The organism is Paracoccus marcusii (genome assembly GCF_028621715.1).
Classification (GTDB): domain Bacteria; phylum Pseudomonadota; class Alphaproteobacteria; order Rhodobacterales; family Rhodobacteraceae; genus Paracoccus; species Paracoccus marcusii.
Map to the genome: position 1 here is coordinate 602,756 of NZ_CP117466.1, position 14,935 is coordinate 617,690.

The window sequence follows — 14,935 nt, forward strand, 5'->3', positions numbered from 1 at the left end:
CATCTATGGGATGGCCGGGATAGCGCATGATGGGCAAACGAAACCTAAACGGAAAGCGATTCCAGCCGCGCCTGCAGCGACAGAAGGTCCGCCCAGGCCTCGCGCTTGGCGGCAGGGTTGCGCAGCAGATAGGACGGGTGCGTCATGGGCAGCGCGGGCCGCCCGAACGCCTGCACCCACTGGCCGCGCAGGCGCAGGATGCCGCGTTTCTCGATCGCCGCCTGACAGGCGATGTTGCCCATCAGCACGATCAGGTCGGGCGCCACCAGATCGACATGGCGGCGCAGGAACGGCAGGCTCACGGCAATTTCATCGGGCTCGGGGTCGCGGTTGCCGGGCGGGCGCCATGTCAGGACGTTCGTGACATAGAAAACGCGTTCCGCATCGACCCCGTCGCGCGACAGCCCGATGGCCGCGAACATGCGGTCCAGCATCTGTCCCGCGCGCCCCACGAAGGGGCGGCCCTGCCGGTCCTCCTCGTCGCCCGGCGCCTCTCCGAGGATCAGGACGCGGGCCTTGGGATTGCCATCGGCAAAGCAGAAATTGCGGGCGCCCTTCTTCAGCTCGATCCCGTCAAACCCCTGCTGGGCCTCGGCCAGCGCGGCCAGGGTGCCGGCCCCGTCGGCCAGTGCCTGCGCCAGGGCCACGCGGCCGGCCAGATCGTCGTCGGCGGGCGGCGGCGGGGCCTGGGGCACAGGAGCCGCGGGCGCCACGCGGGTCGGCAGGTCGAACCGGTCGACCGGCGCATCTAGCATGGGCACGTCGCAGCCCATCTCCAGCTGCCAGTCCAGCAGCGCCAGCGCGCTGTCCCCGTCCAGCGTGATTCCCCGATATGTGGCCTGATCGTTCATCGCCGCACGCTAGGGCCGCGGACCGCCCTAGTCCACCACCAGCATGTAACCGGTGCCCCGCACCGTCTGCAGGAAGCGCGGCTCGCGCGGGTCGGGCTCGATCTTGCGGCGCAGGCGGGTGATCTGCACGTCGATGGCGCGCTCTCCGTTCTCGTCCTCGCCGCCGCCCCGGCCCAGGTCGTCGATCAGGTCGGCGCGGCTGACCGGCTGGCCCCTGCTGGCCGCAAGACGGCGCAGCAGCGCGGTTTCCGTGCCCGTCAGGCGCAGCGGCGCGTCGCCGTTCCACAACTCGCCCTTGTCCGTGTCATAGCGCAGCGCGCCAAGCGTCAGGTATTTCGGCTGCGCCACCTCGACCACCGGCACCCGGCGCAGGATCGCACCGATGCGCAGCAGCAGTTCGCGCGGCTCGAAGGGCTTGGGCAGGTAATCGTCGGCGCCGCTTTCCAGCCCGCTGATCCGGTCCTCGGTCTCGCCCTTGGCGGTCAGCAGCAGGATCGGCGTGTCGATGCGCTCGCGCAGCGCCCGCGTCAGGGCCAGGCCGTCCTCTCCGGGCATCATCACGTCCATGACGATCAGATCGAATTCCAGCCCCGCCAGCAGGCGGCGCGCCTGGACCGCGTCACGGGCCATGGTGACCATGTATCCGTTCTTGCGCAGGAACCGCCCCAGCAGCGCGCGGATGCGTTCGTCGTCGTCGACGATCAGCAGGTGGCAGTCGGTATGCGTCATGGCGGCCTCAGCGGTCTTCGGGAAGATCCTTCAGCGCCTGATACTGCGCCCGGGTCTCGGGGTCCATCATCGCCTCCAGAACCTGGCGGAACCCCGACACGGCCTGGGGCCCGGCATTGCGATAGGCGGCGCGCATCCGTGCCCGCTGCGCCTCGGACAGGCGGCGTTCCAGGGCGGTGCCCTTGGCCGTCAGGTGCAGCTGGCGTTCGCGCCGGTCGCGCCGGCCGATGCGGCTGTCGACCAGCCCGTCCTCGATCAGGGTGCGCAGCACGCGGTTCAGCGACTGCTTGGTCACGCCCAGCACCGCCAGCAGCGAGGTGACCGTCAGCCCCGGATCGCGGTTGACGAAATGCAGCGCGCGGTGATGGGCGCGGCCGTAATCCAGCTCGGCCAGGATCAGGTCCGGATCGGCGGTGAAGGCGCGATAGGCAAAGAACATCGCCTCGATCCCGCGGCGCAGCTGGTCGTCGGTCAGGAACAGCAGGTCCTCGCCCATCATCGCCTGGATCCGCGCTTTTTCCTGCATCTGCACCCTCTGTTCGTCACCTGCCCCGGATATGGCAGCGTTGTTGACTTTCTAATCCGTGATTGCTAGCCGTCAAGCATCTTGCGTAACAAACATGCCAAATCCGCCCTGACAGGCGCAAGAATCGAAAAACCGGGCGGCGGATGGAGACATATGATGCTGGCTTACGACGATCGCGACGGCAAGATCTGGATGGACGGGGATCTGGTGGACTGGCGTGACGCCAAGGTACACATCCTGACCCATGCGATGCACTATGCCAGCTCGGTCTTCGAGGGTGAGCGGTGCTATGACGGCAAGATCTTCAAGGGCCACGAACATTCGCTGCGCCTGATCGAATCGGGCCGCCTGCTGGACATGCCGATCCCCTATTCCGCCGAGGAGATCGACGCCGCCAAGGAGGCCGTGCTGAAGGCCAACGGCTTCGAGAACGCCTATGTCCGCGTCGTCGCATGGCGCGGGTCGGGCCTGGACATGGGCGTGTCCGCGGCGCGCAACCCGGTCCGCATGGCCGTCGCGGCCTGGGAATGGGGCAGCTATTATGGCGACGCGAAATGGCAGGGCGCGAAACTGGACGTGGCCAAGTGGAAACGCCCCAGCCCCGAGACCATCCCCACCGCCGCCAAGGCCGCGGGCCTCTACATGATCTGCACCATGTCCAAGCACGCGGCCGAGGCCAAGGGCTGTTCGGACGCGCTGTTCATGGACTGGGAGGGCTACGTGGCCGAGGCGACCGGCGCCAACATCTTCTTCGTCAAGGACGGAGAGGTCCACACGCCGCTGGCCGATCGCTTCCTGAACGGCATCACCCGTCAGACCATCGTGCAGATGCTGAAGGACAAGGGCTATACGGTCCACGAACGCCGCATCACCCCCGACGAGCTGGAGGGGTTCCAGGAATGCTGGCTGACCGGCACCGCGGCCGAGGTGACGCCCGTGGGCCAGATCGGCGACTGGCATTTCCAGGTGGGCCAGATCACCCGCGACGTGGCCGAAAGCTATGAGGCGCTGGTCCGCGCCTGAGGCCTGAATGCGGGACCGCCCCGGCGGGCGGTCCCCCTCGGGGTCACGTCAGGTGACCCCGCGCGATGCGGGCGTATTCGGCGGCCTTGCGGCTGTCCTCGGCCCGGGCGTGGGGGCGCGCGTGCAGGGCGCGGATGGCGCCGTGCATCCCGCCCTCGCGATCCAGGCGCAGGAATTCGCGCAGGCGCGCCGCCCCCTGCATCCGCGGCTTGTCGGCATGATGTCTGGTCATGGTCAGCCCTCCCGTGGGTGTCACCCCCTGGACTATAGGGCCGATCCGGTGCGATTTGAACAGTGTTGTTCGAAAGGCAGGCTCAGGCGGCCTTGATCCCCTGTGCCGCCGACAGGACCGCGTGCAGCGCGACGGGGTCGTCATTGGCGCGCAGCTTGGCGCGCAGGTCCTGATCGCGCAGCGTGCGCGACACCAGCGCCAGCGCCTTGAGGTGGTCCACGCCGCTGCTTTCGGGGGCCAGCAGCGCAAAGATCAGATCGACCGGCTGGCGGTCCACCGCGTCGAAATCCAGCGGCTTGTCCAGCCGCAGGAACAGCCCCGCGACCTTGTCCAGCCCGTGCAGCCGCGCATGCGGCAGCGCCACGCCCTGCCCCACCCCGGTCGGCCCCAGGCTTTCGCGTTCCTGCAGCGCATCCAGCACCTCGGAGGCGTTCAGCCCGTATTCCGCATGGGCCAGATCGGCCAGCTCCTGGAACAGCCGCTTCTTCGAGGTGACCTGTCCCAAGGAACGGACCGCCCCGGGCCGGAGGATTTCAGCAAGTTGCATGGCGCCTTTGTCTTTCCCAAGCTGTCCGCCCCCCGGACATGGCTGTCAGGGGGGCGGCATCCAGTGCGGCCGTCGTCCCGCGTCGTCTGGACGCGGACGTGCGGTCAGCCGTTTCCGCGCGGATCGATCCAACCGACGTTGCCGTCGTCGCGGCGGTGGACGACATTGACGCCGCCGTGTTTCTCGTTGCGGAACACCAGCAGAGGGGTGCCCGACAGTTCCATCTGCATCACCGCATCGCCGACCGACAGGGTGGGCACGCGGCTTTGCATTTCGGCGATGATGATCGGCTGCAGGCTGTCATCCTGCGATTCCCACGCATCCTCGTCGGCGGCCAGCACATAGCTGCCTGCCTCGCCGAAGACAACCGGTTCGGGCCGTTCCTTGTGGTGGTCCTTCAGGCGGCGCTTGTAGCGGCGCAGCTGCTTGTCCATCTTCTCGCGGCAGGCCTCGAAGGCGGCATAGATGTCGGTATCCGTCCCGCGCGCGGCCACGTTCAGGCCGGTGGACAGGTGCACGACCGAATCGCACATGAACTGATGCGCGTCCTTGGAAAAGGTCACCGCCGCATCGGTCGGACGCTGAGAGTACTTCTCGATCGTGGCGCCCAGTTCGGTCTTTACATGCGTGCTGAGGGCATCACCCACATCGATGTGTTTTCCGCTGATGGTATAGCGCATCGTCACTCCTCTCCGGTTGCCCGTCGTCGCGGCGCCTGCCCGCCACTGGTGCCGGCAAGGGCGCGAACGGGTTGAACGGGGCGGCATCTCCGCACCCGCATATCTCAATTTGGTGACAGCGCGCGCCGACTGTCAACGGCCCACACGGGGGCGTGACCCTGAATCGGATTTCCGCGCGCTCAGGACAGCGAGAAGCTGTCGCCCAGATAGACCTCGCGCACGCGCGGATCGGCCACGATCTGGTCGGTCGTGCCCGACATCAGCACATGCCCGTCATGCAGGATATAGGCCCGGTCGACGATGCCCAGGGTCTCGCGCACGTTGTGATCGGTGATCAGGACGCCGATCCCGCGCGACTTCAGCGCATGGACCAGGGTTCGGATCTCGCCCACGGCGATGGGATCGACGCCCGCAAAGGGTTCGTCCAGCAGCAGGAAGCCCGGATCGGACGCCAGGCAGCGGGCGATCTCGGCCCGCCTGCGTTCGCCGCCCGACAGGGCCAGCGCCGGCGCCCCGCGCAGATGCGTGATCGAGAAATCGGCCAGCAGCTCCTCCAGCCGGTCGCGCCTGTGGCGGGGGTCGTCGACTGCCACCTCCAGCACCGCCATGATGTTCTGCTCGACCGTCAGGCCGCGAAAGATCGACATCTCCTGCGGCAGATAGCCGATGCCCATGCGCGCGCGGCGGAACATCGGCAGGCGCGTGACGTCGCGACCGTCGATCAGCACCTGCCCGGCATCGGCCGTGACCAGCCCCGCGATGCAGTAGAAGCACGTCGTCTTGCCCGACCCGTTCGGGCCCAGCAGGGCCACCACTTCTCCGCGCTGCAGGCTGACGGACACGTCGCGGATTACGGGGCGGTTGCGATAGGACTTGCGCAGGCCGCGCACGTCCAGCCCGGAACGGTCGGTCATCAGTTGGACCCCGGCTGCAGGACGGACCGCACGCGCCCCTGGACCTGCGCCGCGCCCGTCGCCAGGTCGACCGTCATGCGCTCTCCGGCCAGCACATTGCTCCCCTGGGTCAGCAGCACGTCCCCAGTCAGCAGGACCGACCCCGCGGCGACGTCATAGACCGCCTCGGCGGCCTCGGCTGCGTCCTCCCCAGACACCAGGGTCACGTTGCCGGTCGCGGTCAGGCTGTCGATGCGCTGCTGGTCGCCGGATGCGTACTGCACGGCGACGCGGTCTGCCGACAGGCGCATCTCTCCCTGACCGATGACCACGTTGCCGGTGAACAGCGCGGTGCCGTCGGCCTGGTTGACGTCCAGATTGTCGGCCGACACCTCGACCGGGGCCGAGGTGTCGGCCTGCATCCCCCCGAAGGTGGTCTGCGCCAAGGCGGGCAGCGGCGCGGCCAGCGCCAGCGCGATCAGCAGGGGGCGAAGGGTCATCGGGTCCTCGATAGGGCTTCGGGCGGAAAGCGGCCCGGTGTCAGGGTTGGTATATCAGACGCACGCCGTCCGAGAAATTCAAGACTGCAGCCCCGTCGCCCGCCGAATCGACCGCAGCGGCCCCGGCATCGGCATCGGTCGCAGCAGGGGCCAGCCGCATGCGGCCCGCCGTGATGCGGCCAAAGGGCGCCTGCGCCTCGACCCCGCGGTCGGCCTGGAGGACCGACGTATCGGTCCGCGCGTCGATCTGCGGCGTGTCCAGCTGCCAGCCGCTGCTGGTGGTCATGCGCACGCCGCCCTCCAGCCGTACCAGCCCGTCCAGCAACCCGCCCTGCGGCGCGGTCAGATCGGCACGCAGCCCGTCGGGGCGCAGCCAGTCCAGCGCCACGTCTCCCGCCGCCCCGCCGGACCCGCCCGGCGTGACCTGCGCCGCGCGCAGGGTCAGCTGCGCCCCGTCGCCGGTCACCCCGCTGTATTCGGGCGCGACGATCCGGTTGTCACGCGCCGCAGCCTGGGCATCGACTTCGGCATAGGGAATGCGCGATTCCACGTCAGAACCGCGGCTGAACAGGAACATCGTCGACAACATCGCCAGCGCCACCAGCGGCAGCAGCACGCGCAGCCAGCGGACGATGCGGGTCCGCGACATTGTCAGACCAGCCCCGCACGCAGGCAGTCGTGGATGTGCAGGATGCCGCGGGGGCGCCCGTCCTCGACCGCGAACAGGCAGGTGATCTTGCGCTCCTGCATCTGCGCCAGGGCGGCCTCGGCCAAGGCGCCGGGCCCGATGGTGCGCGGCGCGGGCGTCATCACGGCGCGCGCGTCCAGGTCCAGCAGGCCCTGCATGTGGCGGCGCAGGTCGCCGTCGGTGATGATCCCCGCCAGCGCACCGTCCCCGTCCACGACCCCGGTCACGCCATAGCCCTTCTGACTGATCACCAGCAGCGCCTCGGACATGGGGGCATCAAGCCCGACCAGCGGCAGGTCGGTGTGCATCAGGTCGCCCACCTTCGCCAGCAGCGCGCCCAGCTTGCCGCCGGGATGAAAGGTGCGGAAATGCTCGGGCGTGAACTTGCGATGCTCCATCAACGCGATGGCCAGCGCATCGCCCAAGGCCAGCGTCATCGTGGTCGACGTCGTGGGCACGATCCCGTTGCCGCAGGCCTCCTGTGCGGCGGGCAGCACCAGCCCCAGGTCCGCCTGCCGCATCAGCGTCGATTGCGGCCGCGCCGCAACCCCGATCAGCGGGATCGAGAACCGCCGCGTATGCGCGATCAGGTCGGCCAGCTCGGGCGTCTCGCCGCTGTTGGACAGGACCAGCGCCAGGTCGGATTCGGTGACCATGCCCAGATCGCCGTGGCTGGCCTCGGCCGGGTGCACGAACTGCGCGGGCGTCCCGGTGGAGGCGAAGGTCGCCGCGATCTTGCGGCCCACATGGCCCGACTTGCCCATGCCCGACACGACCACCCGGCCGCGCACCGCCAGGATCATCTCGACCGCGCGCGAGAACTCGTGGCCCAGACCCGCCGACAGGGCCTCCAGCCCTGCGATCTCGACCCCGATCACCCGTCGCGCCGTCTCGATGTAATCCGCCACGCCCTACCCTTCTTCTTTGTTCAAATACCCGTTGCCCGCTCAGTGGCGAAAGATGTCGCCCTCTTCGCCCCAGCCCAGCAGGTCCAGATGGGCACGCGCGGGCAGAAAGTCAAAGCAGGCCTGCGCCAGGCCCAGCCTGTTCTCGCGCTTCAGCCGCTCTTCCAGGGCATCCTTTAGCTTGTGCAGGTGCAGAACGTCCGACGCGGCATATTCCAGCTGCGCGTCCGACAGGTCGGCCGCGCCCCAGTCGCTGGTCTGCTGCTGCTTGCTGACATCGACGCCCACCAGCTCCTGCAGCAGGTATTTCAGCCCGTGCCGGTCGGTAAACGTCCGCACCAGCCGCGAGGCAATCTTGGTGCACCAGACGGGCGAGGTGACCACCCCGAACGCGTTCTCCAGCGCGGCGATGTCGAAACGGCCGAAATGGAACAGCTTGACCACCTTGGGGTCGGTCAGCAGCTTGGTCAGGTTCGGAGCCTCGGTCTGGCCCCGGTCGATCTGGACCAGATGCGCCTCGCCGTCGCCCGACGACAGCTGCACCAGGCACAGCCGGTCGCGGCGCGGGTCAAGGCCCATCGTCTCGGTGTCGATGGCCACGACCGGGCCCAGCACCAGATCGTCGGGAAGGTCGTTCGGGTACAGATGGATGCTCATCGCCGGTCCTGCCTGAATTGCGCGCCGCCCGGCCCGTCCCCGGACCCGCGGCTTGGCGCCCCTTCGACCAGAAACCGGCCCGCCAATCCAGCGAAAATCGCGTGACCGGTCAGGCAGGGGGCGTCCAGGCCGGGGGCGCGGGCTCCTCGCGATGCGCAAACCGCATCAGGTGGCTTTCGATCACCGCGCGCAGACCCTCCAGCGATTCAGTATCCGCGGCTTCCAGCGTCAGGCGCAGGGACGCGTCCTGCGCCTCGATCTGGGCCACGCCCATCTCGAAGGTCAGCACCGCCAGGCGGTTGTCATGGGTCACCGGGATCTTGTGACCGAAATGCTTGGCCATCGTGCCGGTCAGCGCGGCGGCGCGGGCGGTGGGAAAATCGGCAGTCATGCGCATGGGATGTCCTTTCGCGAATGCCCCGCAGCTAGGATGCCAAAGCGATTGAGTCAACAATTCGCCGCGATATTCCGACAAAAAGACCCTGACATTCTTGCGCGGCGCGCGCGACGGCGCTAAGCCCGCCCGGCGTGCAGCCAGGATCCAGCCACCACGCGCAACCTTGATCGAAAGGATCGCCATGCGCCGCATCGCATCGCCCGCCCTGTTGGCCACCGCCCTGATGACCGCGCCGGTCGCGGCCCTGGCCCAGGTCACCGTCGATACCGCCCAGGGACCCGTGACCCTGCAGGACAATCCCGACAGCGTCGCGGTCTATGACATGGCCGCGCTGGACACGATCACCGCCCTGGGCGTGACGCCCACGGGCAGCATCGACAACATCCTGGTCCCCGCCCTGCGCGATGCGGCGGCGGGCGCCACCCCCGTCGGCACCCTATTCGAACCCGATCTGGAGGCGCTGGCGGGGCTGGCGCCCGACCTGGTCATCGTCGGCGGCCGCTCCTCGACCCAGCTGGCGGCGGTGTCGCAGGTGGCGCCGGCCATCGACATGACCTTCGGCCCGGATCTTCTGGCCGATGCCCGCGCCCGGATCGACGCCTATGGCGCGCTGTTCGCCAAGACCACCCAAGCCGAGGAAATGACCGCCACCCTGGACGCCAGGCTGGCCGAACTGCGTGCCGCCGCCGATGGCCAGGGCACCGCGCTGATCGTGATGACCAACGGCCCCAAGATGTCCGCCTATGGCGCAGGGTCGCGCTTTGGCTGGATCTTCGACGCGACCGGGCTGGAGGAGGCTGTGCCGGGGCTGGACGACGCCACCCACGGCCAGGCGATCAGCCATGAGTTCATCGCCCAGGCCGATCCCGACTGGCTGCTGGTCGTCGACCGCGGCGCCGCCATCGGCGAGGACGGCCAGGGCGCGATGGAGACGCTGCGCTCGGACCTGGTGGCGGGCACGACCGCCTGGCAGCAGGATCACGTGATCCAGCTGGACCCGGCGGCGACCTATATCTCGGCCGGGGGCTACGGCTCGACCATGGCGGTGCTGGATCAGCTGACCCAGGCCTTCGCGGACTGATGCGCCCCCTGCCCGCCCTGGCATCGGCGCTGGTCGCGCTGATGCTGGCCAGCCTGACGGTCGGCGCTGCCGACATCCGCGTGACGCAGGCGTTCAGCGATCCGCAGGCCCTGCTGGTCCTGCTGGAATCGCGCCTGCCGCGCACGCTGTCGGTGGTGCTGACCGGGGCCGCGCTGTCGGTGGCGGGGGTGCTGATCCAGGCGCTGGTCAGGAACCGCTTCGTCGGCCCCGACACCTCGGGCACGGCCGAGGGCGCGGCGCTTGGCCTTCTGGCCATCACCATCCTCTGGCCGACCAGCCCGCTGTGGCTGCGCATGGTCGCGGCCAGCCTGTCGGCCATGGTCACGACCGCGCTGTTCCTGGCCGTCATCCGCCGCCTGCCCGTGCGCGAGGTGATGCTGGTCCCCATCGCGGGGCTGGTCCTGTCGGGGGTGCTGGGCTCGGTCGTGACCTTCGTCGGCTGGCAGAGCGACCTGATGCAATATGTCGGCACCTGGCTGATGAGCGGCGAATTCTCGGGCGTGATCTCGGGGCGCTACGAGCTTTTGTGGATCGCGGGCGCGGCGGCGGGGCTGGCCTGGTTCTCGGCCGACCGCTTCGCGATCCTGGGCCTGGGCGATCAGGTGGCGACGGGGCTGGGCCTGTCCACGGCCGCGGTGATGCGGTTGGGCCTGGCGGTGGTGTCGGTCGTGACGGCGATGGTGGTGACCACGGTGGGGATGATCCCCTTCGTGGGGCTGGTCGTGCCGAACCTGGTGGCGCGGATCATGGGCGACAACCTGCGCGCATCCCTGCCCGTGGTGGCGCTGGCCGGGGCGGTGCTGGTCCTGGGCTGCGATCTGGCGGGGCGCCTGGTCATCCACCCCTATGAGGTGCCGGCCGGCACCATCCTGGGCGTGCTGGGCGCGGTCCTGTTCCTGTGGCTGCTGCATCGCCGGCCCCCTCGGTCGAAGCCCGCCCATGGATAGGCGGGCGCGGATCATGGTGGGCGGGATGGCGCTGCTGCTGGCGGCGCTGTCGGCGCTGTGGATGCTGCAGGGTCTGGGCGGCGGCAATCGCGGCTTCATCCTAGGCCTGCGCGGGACCAAGCTGGCGGCGCTGGTCACCGTGGCGACCGCCATCGGGGTCGCCACGATCCTGTTCCAGACGGTCGCCGCGAACCGGGTGCTGACACCGTCGATCATGGGCTTCGACGCGCTGTATGTGCTGCTGCAGACGGGCTTTGTGATGGCCTTGGGCAGCACGGGCCTAACCGCCCTGCCCGCGGGCCCGAAATTCCTGGCCGAGATCGCGGTGATGACCGCCCTGGCCGCCCTGCTGTTCGGCACGCTGCTGCTGCGCGGCGCGCGCGACCTGCCGCGGATGATCCTGACCGGGGTGATCCTGGGCGTGCTGTTCCGGTCGCTGTCGGGGTTTCTGGGCCGCATCCTGGACCCGAACGAATTCGCGGTGGTGCAATCGGTCAGCTTTGCCAGCTTCAACCGGGTCGATGCCACGCTGCTGCCCTGGGCGGCGGCGATCACGGGAGCGGCCGTGCTGGTCGCCTGGCGACTGTCGGCGCGGCTGGACGTGCTGGCGCTTGGGCGCGACCCGGCGGTGTCCCTGGGGCTGGCGCATCGCGCCATGGTGCTGGGCGTGCTGGGGCTGGTCGCGGTGCTGGTCTCGGTCTCGACCGCGCTGGTCGGGCCGGTGGCCTTCTTCGGGCTCATCGTGGCGGGGCTGGCGCATGGACTGATGCGGACCGCGCGCCACGCGGCGCTGCTGCCCGCGGCGGCGCTGTCGGCGGCGATCCTGCTGGTGGGGGGACAGTGGCTCTTCGAACGCCAGCTGGGCCAGGCCGCCACCCTGTCGGTCGTCGTGGAATTCGCGGGCGGCCTGTTCTTCCTGTATCTGCTGCTGAAGGGGCGCATCCGATGATCCAGATCGAAGGGGTCTGCCACGCGATCGCCGACACGCCGATCCTGCACGACATCACGACGACCCTGCCCAAGGGTCGGCTGACGGCGCTGATCGGCCCGAACGGGGCGGGCAAGTCGACGCTTCTGCGCCTGATCGGACGGCTGGAGCCGCTGCAGCAGGGCCGGGTCACCGTGGCCAGCCACGACGTGACCACGACACCGACCGACCGGCTGGCGCAGGTCATGGCGATCCTGGGCCAGCAGAACGCCATCGCCAGCCGCCTGCGCCTGTCCGAGCTGGTGGCCTTCGGCCGCTGGCCGCATCACAAGGGCCGCCCGGGTCCGCAGGACCACGCGCTGGTCTGGCTGGCGCTGAAGACCTTTGCCCTGGCCGATCTGGCCGACCGGTTCCTGGACGAGGTGTCGGGCGGGCAGGCGCAGCGCGCGCATATCGCGATGGCCTGGGCGCAGGATACCGACTGGCTGCTTCTGGACGAGCCGCTGAACAACCTGGACATGGCCCATGCCCGCGCCCTGATGGGCCGGCTGCGCGGGCTGGTCGATCAGGGCGGGCGCAGCGTGGCGATGGTGGTGCACGAGATCAACTATGCCGCGGCCTGGGCCGATCACGTGATCGCCATGAAGGACGGCCGCGTGTCTGCCGAAGGCACCCCGGCCGAGGTGCTGACCGAGGCGGTGCTGTCGGACCTCTACGACGCGCCCATCCGCGTCGGCGCGCATCAGGGCCGCCCGCTGGTCCTGCACCACGTCTGACGCGCCGCTGCCGGGCTTGCAGCCCGGCGGAGCCCCGGGGGGCTGCACCCCCCGGCCCCCCCGCGCCGGCCACGAATCGCACGGGACGATCCTCACGGCACCGTACCGCGGGGGCGCAGCCCCCGGCGCAAGACGCCCCTTCGATGGGGGCGGCTTGCGCGGCCCTGCGATCAGGGGACGTCCAGGCGGATCGGTAGCGTAAACGAATAGATCGGATCGGTCAGCGCTGCAGGAGCTGCGGGACAGCGGCCTGCGCGCTGTGCGGCGGTCAGCGCCGCCTGGTCCACATTCGGGCTTCCCGACGATCCGGCGATGCCAACACCCTGGATGGCACCGCTGCGCGAGACCGTCAGCGCCAGATTGACCCGCCCCCCCTGACGAACGTTCCGGGGCAGCGTTGCGCGCCGCTGGATGCAGGCCCCGACCTGCGCGCCCCAAAGCGATGCCGCATCGGCCGCAGCCTGCCGTGAGGCCCCGCCGCCCTGGGCATTGCCCGCCGGGCGACTGGTCTCGGCCTGACCGCGCTGCCCGGCGGCCTGTGCCGCCTGCCGGCGTTGCGGTTCGGGCTGACGCTCTGCCGCCGGTTCCGGGTCGCGGCGGGGTTCGGGTTCGGGTTGCGGCTCGGGACGCCGCTGCGGGCGGGTCGAGCTGTCCAGAGCAAGCGCCGTCCGGACCGGAATGTCGGGGGGCGCGAACTGCTGGAAATCGGGCAGGTCCAGCGTCGCCGGGTCGATGGGTTCGACCACCTGATCGGGTTCGGGCTCGGCCTGGGGTTCGGGTTGCGGCTCCTCAGGCAAAGGCTCCTCCTCGGCCTCGACTTCGGGACGGGCGTCCAAGCCGGCGGCAGCCTCCGCGCCCTGGGGCATGTCGGCGGCAGGCGGCATCGCGGGGGCAAGGTCGACGAAGACCGCATCGGGCAGGCCTGGCGGGGCGCCCGCATCCGCGCGCCCCATGATCCAGATCCCCGCCCCCACATGCGCCGCCAGCACCAGGACCGAGGCACCCGCCCACAGCCCCCCCTCGCCCAGCATGCGCAGGGCGCGACCGCTCATGGCGCGGCACCCGCGGCAGGCACGGCCGGGACCTCGGGCGGGGCCTGCACGGCGTCCAGCCCCACCAGGGCGATCTTCAGATAGCCGGTGTCGCGCAGCGTGTTCATCACCCCCATCAGGTCGCCATAGGCCACCGCACGGTCCGCGCGCAGGAAGATGCGCTGTTCGCGGTCGCCGCCTGTCGCCGCGGTCAGGGCCGCGGCCAGCGCGCCGGGGGCCACGTCGTCATCGCCCACGGCCAGGCTCAGATCGGGCCTGACGCTGACATAGACGGGCTGCTCGGGGCGTTCGGCCTGGGTCGCGTTCGACACCGGCAGATCGACGTTCACGTCGACGGTCGCCAGGGGCGCGGCCACCATGAAGATGATCAGCAGCACCAGCATCACGTCGATGAAAGGCGTGACGTTGATCTCGTGGTTGTCGGCCAGGTCGTCGGTGTCGCGGATGCCTCCGGCCATGGCCTAGACCCCCGCCGCAGGGCCGCGGCCGCGAAAGTCCAGGTCGCGGCTGACCATCTGCTGGACCCCCGCCGCGGCATGGCCCAGACGCATCCGGTAGCCGGTGACGGCGCGGGCAAAGACGTTGTAGATCACCACGGCGGGGATCGCCGCGACCAGGCCGATGGCGGTGGCCAGCAGCGCCTCGGCGATGCCCGGCGCGACGACGGCCAGGTTGGTCGTCTGCGATTCGGAAATACCGATGAAGCTGTTCATGATCCCCCAGACGGTGCCGAACAGACCCACGAAGGGCGCGGTCGACCCGATGGTGGCCAGCACCCCCGTGCCCCGCGCCATGCGGCGACCGGCGGCGACCTCGATCCGGTCCAGCTGGGAGGCGACGCGCTCCTTGATGCCGTGATCGCCCGCCTGCGCCAGGGCCGGTTCGGACCGGCGGTATTCCTCGGCGGCAGAGCGGATCATGCGCGACACCGGATCGCCGCGGCGCCCGATCCCGGCCAGGGCGTCCGGCAGGGACGGCGCGGCCTGGATGCGCCGCGTGGCCGACGTGACCCGGCGCGAGGCGGCCCACAGCTCGATCAGCTTCACCAGAAGGATCGTCCAGGTGATGACCGACGCCACCGCCAGCCCGATCATGACCCCCTTCACGACCCAGTCCGCGGCCAGGAACATGCCCATCGGCGACAGGTCATGCGGCAGGCCGGGGTCGCGTTCGGCCACGACCGGCACCGGTTGCGCCGCATCGGCAGGGTCAGCAGGGGTCGCGGTCTGGCCCGGCGCGGCAGGTTGCGTCGGAAACGGGGCTTGCAAACCCGCTGCAGCGTCATCCGGGGTCGCGGCGTTGGGGACGGCCGCGGCGTCGGGCGCAGCCGCCGGTGCGGCCGCGTCGGCGGCGGGTTGCGGGGCGGCAGGAACTGCAGCCTCTGGCTGGCTCTGGGTTGTCGGCACGTCCTGGGCCAGGCCTGCACCGGCCAGCGTCGCGGCGACCAGAAGTGCGGCAAGCCCCGCGCGAAGCGGCTGTCTGGGCAGATGGGTCATGGCGGT

Annotated in this window: 20 protein-coding genes; 5 read left to right on the forward strand and 15 right to left on the reverse strand. The window is 69.9% G+C overall.

The window, feature by feature from the left end:
* Positions 1-44: 44 nt before the first annotated feature.
* Genes PRL19_RS02970 through PRL19_RS02980 form a run of 3 tightly spaced genes read right to left on the reverse strand, consistent with a single transcriptional unit; the run spans position 45 to position 2,106 of the window.
* Positions 45-851 (reverse strand): uracil-DNA glycosylase, encoded by an 807-nt coding sequence (locus PRL19_RS02970; protein WP_273743817.1) that lies wholly within the window; start codon positions 849-851, stop codon positions 45-47.
* A 27-nt stretch (positions 852-878) separates the two neighbouring features.
* Positions 879-1,580, reverse strand: coding sequence for a response regulator (locus tag PRL19_RS02975; protein WP_046001231.1), 702 nt, complete (start codon positions 1,578-1,580; stop codon positions 879-881).
* 7 nt (positions 1,581-1,587) lie between these two features.
* Positions 1,588-2,106: a MarR family winged helix-turn-helix transcriptional regulator gene (locus PRL19_RS02980; protein WP_046001230.1), complete on the reverse strand. Its 519-nt coding sequence runs from the start codon at positions 2,104-2,106 to the stop codon at positions 1,588-1,590.
* A 156-nt stretch (positions 2,107-2,262) separates the two neighbouring features.
* On the opposite strand from PRL19_RS02980, the gene PRL19_RS02985 reads away from it, so the two are divergent.
* On the forward strand, positions 2,263-3,129 hold the full coding sequence (locus PRL19_RS02985; protein ID WP_369799449.1) for a branched-chain amino acid aminotransferase: 867 nt from the start codon (positions 2,263-2,265) through the stop codon (positions 3,127-3,129).
* Between the two features lie 43 nt (positions 3,130-3,172).
* Here PRL19_RS02985 and PRL19_RS02990 read toward each other — a convergent pair whose 3' ends face one another.
* From PRL19_RS02990 to PRL19_RS03030, 9 genes are all read right to left on the reverse strand, one after another.
* On the reverse strand, positions 3,173-3,361 hold the full coding sequence (locus tag PRL19_RS02990) for a hypothetical protein (protein WP_273743818.1): 189 nt from the start codon (positions 3,359-3,361) through the stop codon (positions 3,173-3,175).
* Between the two features lie 82 nt (positions 3,362-3,443).
* Positions 3,444-3,908: a PTS sugar transporter subunit IIA gene (locus PRL19_RS02995; protein WP_046001228.1), complete on the reverse strand. Its 465-nt coding sequence runs from the start codon at positions 3,906-3,908 to the stop codon at positions 3,444-3,446.
* Between the two features lie 104 nt (positions 3,909-4,012).
* Entirely contained in the window at positions 4,013-4,588 is a 576-nt protein-coding gene (hpf, locus tag PRL19_RS03000; protein ID WP_045984022.1) for a ribosome hibernation-promoting factor, HPF/YfiA family, read from the reverse strand.
* A 179-nt stretch (positions 4,589-4,767) separates the two neighbouring features.
* On the reverse strand, positions 4,768-5,502 hold the full coding sequence (gene lptB, locus PRL19_RS03005; RefSeq protein WP_127897355.1) for an LPS export ABC transporter ATP-binding protein: 735 nt from the start codon (positions 5,500-5,502) through the stop codon (positions 4,768-4,770).
* Complete coding sequence (lptA, locus tag PRL19_RS03010; protein ID WP_273743819.1) at positions 5,502-5,981, reverse strand: lipopolysaccharide transport periplasmic protein LptA; 480 nt, start codon at positions 5,979-5,981, stop codon at positions 5,502-5,504. The genes lptB and lptA overlap by 1 nt, the downstream gene beginning before the upstream one ends.
* A gap of 40 nt (positions 5,982-6,021) precedes the next feature.
* Positions 6,022-6,630 (reverse strand): hypothetical protein, encoded by a 609-nt coding sequence (locus PRL19_RS03015; protein ID WP_273743820.1) that lies wholly within the window; start codon positions 6,628-6,630, stop codon positions 6,022-6,024.
* Positions 6,631-6,632: 2 nt separating this feature from the next.
* Positions 6,633-7,577 carry a KpsF/GutQ family sugar-phosphate isomerase gene (locus PRL19_RS03020; protein WP_273743821.1) on the reverse strand — a complete coding sequence of 315 codons (945 nt, stop codon included), beginning with the start codon at positions 7,575-7,577 and terminating at the stop codon, positions 6,633-6,635.
* A gap of 39 nt (positions 7,578-7,616) precedes the next feature.
* Positions 7,617-8,231, reverse strand: coding sequence for a ribonuclease D (locus PRL19_RS03025; protein ID WP_127897359.1), 615 nt, complete (start codon positions 8,229-8,231; stop codon positions 7,617-7,619).
* Positions 8,232-8,340: 109 nt separating this feature from the next.
* On the reverse strand, positions 8,341-8,628 hold the full coding sequence (locus tag PRL19_RS03030) for a DUF2218 domain-containing protein (RefSeq protein ID WP_273743822.1): 288 nt from the start codon (positions 8,626-8,628) through the stop codon (positions 8,341-8,343).
* Between the two features lie 181 nt (positions 8,629-8,809).
* On the opposite strand from PRL19_RS03030, the gene PRL19_RS03035 reads away from it, so the two are divergent.
* From PRL19_RS03035 to PRL19_RS03050, 4 genes are read left to right on the forward strand one after another with little or no spacing between them, the layout of a single operon-like run.
* The gene (locus PRL19_RS03035) at positions 8,810-9,709 is read left to right on the forward strand and encodes a siderophore ABC transporter substrate-binding protein (protein WP_273743823.1); all 900 of its coding nucleotides are present in this window, start codon (positions 8,810-8,812) and stop codon (positions 9,707-9,709) included.
* Positions 9,709-10,677, forward strand: coding sequence for an ABC transporter permease (locus PRL19_RS03040; RefSeq protein WP_273743824.1), 969 nt, complete (start codon positions 9,709-9,711; stop codon positions 10,675-10,677). Before PRL19_RS03035 ends, PRL19_RS03040 begins: the two co-directional genes overlap by 1 nt.
* Complete coding sequence (locus tag PRL19_RS03045) at positions 10,670-11,626, forward strand: iron chelate uptake ABC transporter family permease subunit (RefSeq protein ID WP_273743825.1); 957 nt, start codon at positions 10,670-10,672, stop codon at positions 11,624-11,626. The genes PRL19_RS03040 and PRL19_RS03045 overlap by 8 nt, the downstream gene beginning before the upstream one ends.
* A complete protein-coding gene (locus PRL19_RS03050; protein WP_273743826.1) occupies positions 11,623-12,381 on the forward strand; it encodes an iron ABC transporter ATP-binding protein in 759 nt (252 codons plus the stop codon). The genes PRL19_RS03045 and PRL19_RS03050 overlap by 4 nt, the downstream gene beginning before the upstream one ends.
* Positions 12,382-12,551: 170 nt before the next feature.
* Here PRL19_RS03050 and PRL19_RS03055 read toward each other — a convergent pair whose 3' ends face one another.
* From PRL19_RS03055 to exbB, 3 genes are read right to left on the reverse strand one after another with little or no spacing between them, the layout of a single operon-like run.
* On the reverse strand, positions 12,552-13,433 hold the full coding sequence (locus PRL19_RS03055) for an energy transducer TonB family protein (protein ID WP_273743827.1): 882 nt from the start codon (positions 13,431-13,433) through the stop codon (positions 12,552-12,554).
* Entirely contained in the window at positions 13,430-13,891 is a 462-nt protein-coding gene (gene exbD / locus PRL19_RS03060) for a TonB system transport protein ExbD (protein WP_217845336.1), read from the reverse strand. Before exbD ends, PRL19_RS03055 begins: the two co-directional genes overlap by 4 nt.
* 3 nt (positions 13,892-13,894) lie before the next feature.
* Positions 13,895-14,929 (reverse strand): tonB-system energizer ExbB, encoded by a 1,035-nt coding sequence (gene exbB / locus PRL19_RS03065; protein WP_273743828.1) that lies wholly within the window; start codon positions 14,927-14,929, stop codon positions 13,895-13,897.
* Between the last annotated feature and the right edge of the window lie 6 nt (positions 14,930-14,935).

Bases quoted from the DNA above. Each gene is read 5' to 3' on its own strand.
- PRL19_RS02970 (WP_273743817.1), bottom strand. From the start codon at position 851: ATGAACGATCAGGCCACATATCGGGGAATCACGCTGGACGGGGACAGC.
- PRL19_RS02975 (WP_046001231.1), bottom strand. From the start codon at position 1,580: ATGACGCATACCGACTGCCACCTGCTGATCGTCGACGACGACGAACGC.
- PRL19_RS02980 (WP_046001230.1), bottom strand. From the start codon at position 2,106: ATGCAGGAAAAAGCGCGGATCCAGGCGATGATGGGCGAGGACCTGCTG.
- PRL19_RS02985 (WP_369799449.1), top strand. From the start codon at position 2,263: ATGCTGGCTTACGACGATCGCGACGGCAAGATCTGGATGGACGGGGAT.
- PRL19_RS02990 (WP_273743818.1), bottom strand. From the start codon at position 3,361: ATGACCAGACATCATGCCGACAAGCCGCGGATGCAGGGGGCGGCGCGC.
- PRL19_RS02995 (WP_046001228.1), bottom strand. From the start codon at position 3,908: ATGCAACTTGCTGAAATCCTCCGGCCCGGGGCGGTCCGTTCCTTGGGA.
- hpf (WP_045984022.1), bottom strand. From the start codon at position 4,588: ATGCGCTATACCATCAGCGGAAAACACATCGATGTGGGTGATGCCCTC.
- lptB (WP_127897355.1), bottom strand. From the start codon at position 5,502: ATGACCGACCGTTCCGGGCTGGACGTGCGCGGCCTGCGCAAGTCCTAT.
- lptA (WP_273743819.1), bottom strand. From the start codon at position 5,981: ATGACCCTTCGCCCCCTGCTGATCGCGCTGGCGCTGGCCGCGCCGCTG.
- PRL19_RS03015 (WP_273743820.1), bottom strand. From the start codon at position 6,630: ATGTCGCGGACCCGCATCGTCCGCTGGCTGCGCGTGCTGCTGCCGCTG.
- PRL19_RS03025 (WP_127897359.1), bottom strand. From the start codon at position 8,231: ATGAGCATCCATCTGTACCCGAACGACCTTCCCGACGATCTGGTGCTG.
- PRL19_RS03030 (WP_273743822.1), bottom strand. From the start codon at position 8,628: ATGCGCATGACTGCCGATTTTCCCACCGCCCGCGCCGCCGCGCTGACC.
- PRL19_RS03035 (WP_273743823.1), top strand. From the start codon at position 8,810: ATGCGCCGCATCGCATCGCCCGCCCTGTTGGCCACCGCCCTGATGACC.
- PRL19_RS03040 (WP_273743824.1), top strand. From the start codon at position 9,709: ATGCGCCCCCTGCCCGCCCTGGCATCGGCGCTGGTCGCGCTGATGCTG.
- PRL19_RS03045 (WP_273743825.1), top strand. From the start codon at position 10,670: ATGGATAGGCGGGCGCGGATCATGGTGGGCGGGATGGCGCTGCTGCTG.
- PRL19_RS03050 (WP_273743826.1), top strand. From the start codon at position 11,623: ATGATCCAGATCGAAGGGGTCTGCCACGCGATCGCCGACACGCCGATC.
- PRL19_RS03055 (WP_273743827.1), bottom strand. From the start codon at position 13,433: ATGAGCGGTCGCGCCCTGCGCATGCTGGGCGAGGGGGGGCTGTGGGCG.
- exbD (WP_217845336.1), bottom strand. From the start codon at position 13,891: ATGGCCGGAGGCATCCGCGACACCGACGACCTGGCCGACAACCACGAG.
- exbB (WP_273743828.1), bottom strand. From the start codon at position 14,929: ATGACCCATCTGCCCAGACAGCCGCTTCGCGCGGGGCTTGCCGCACTT.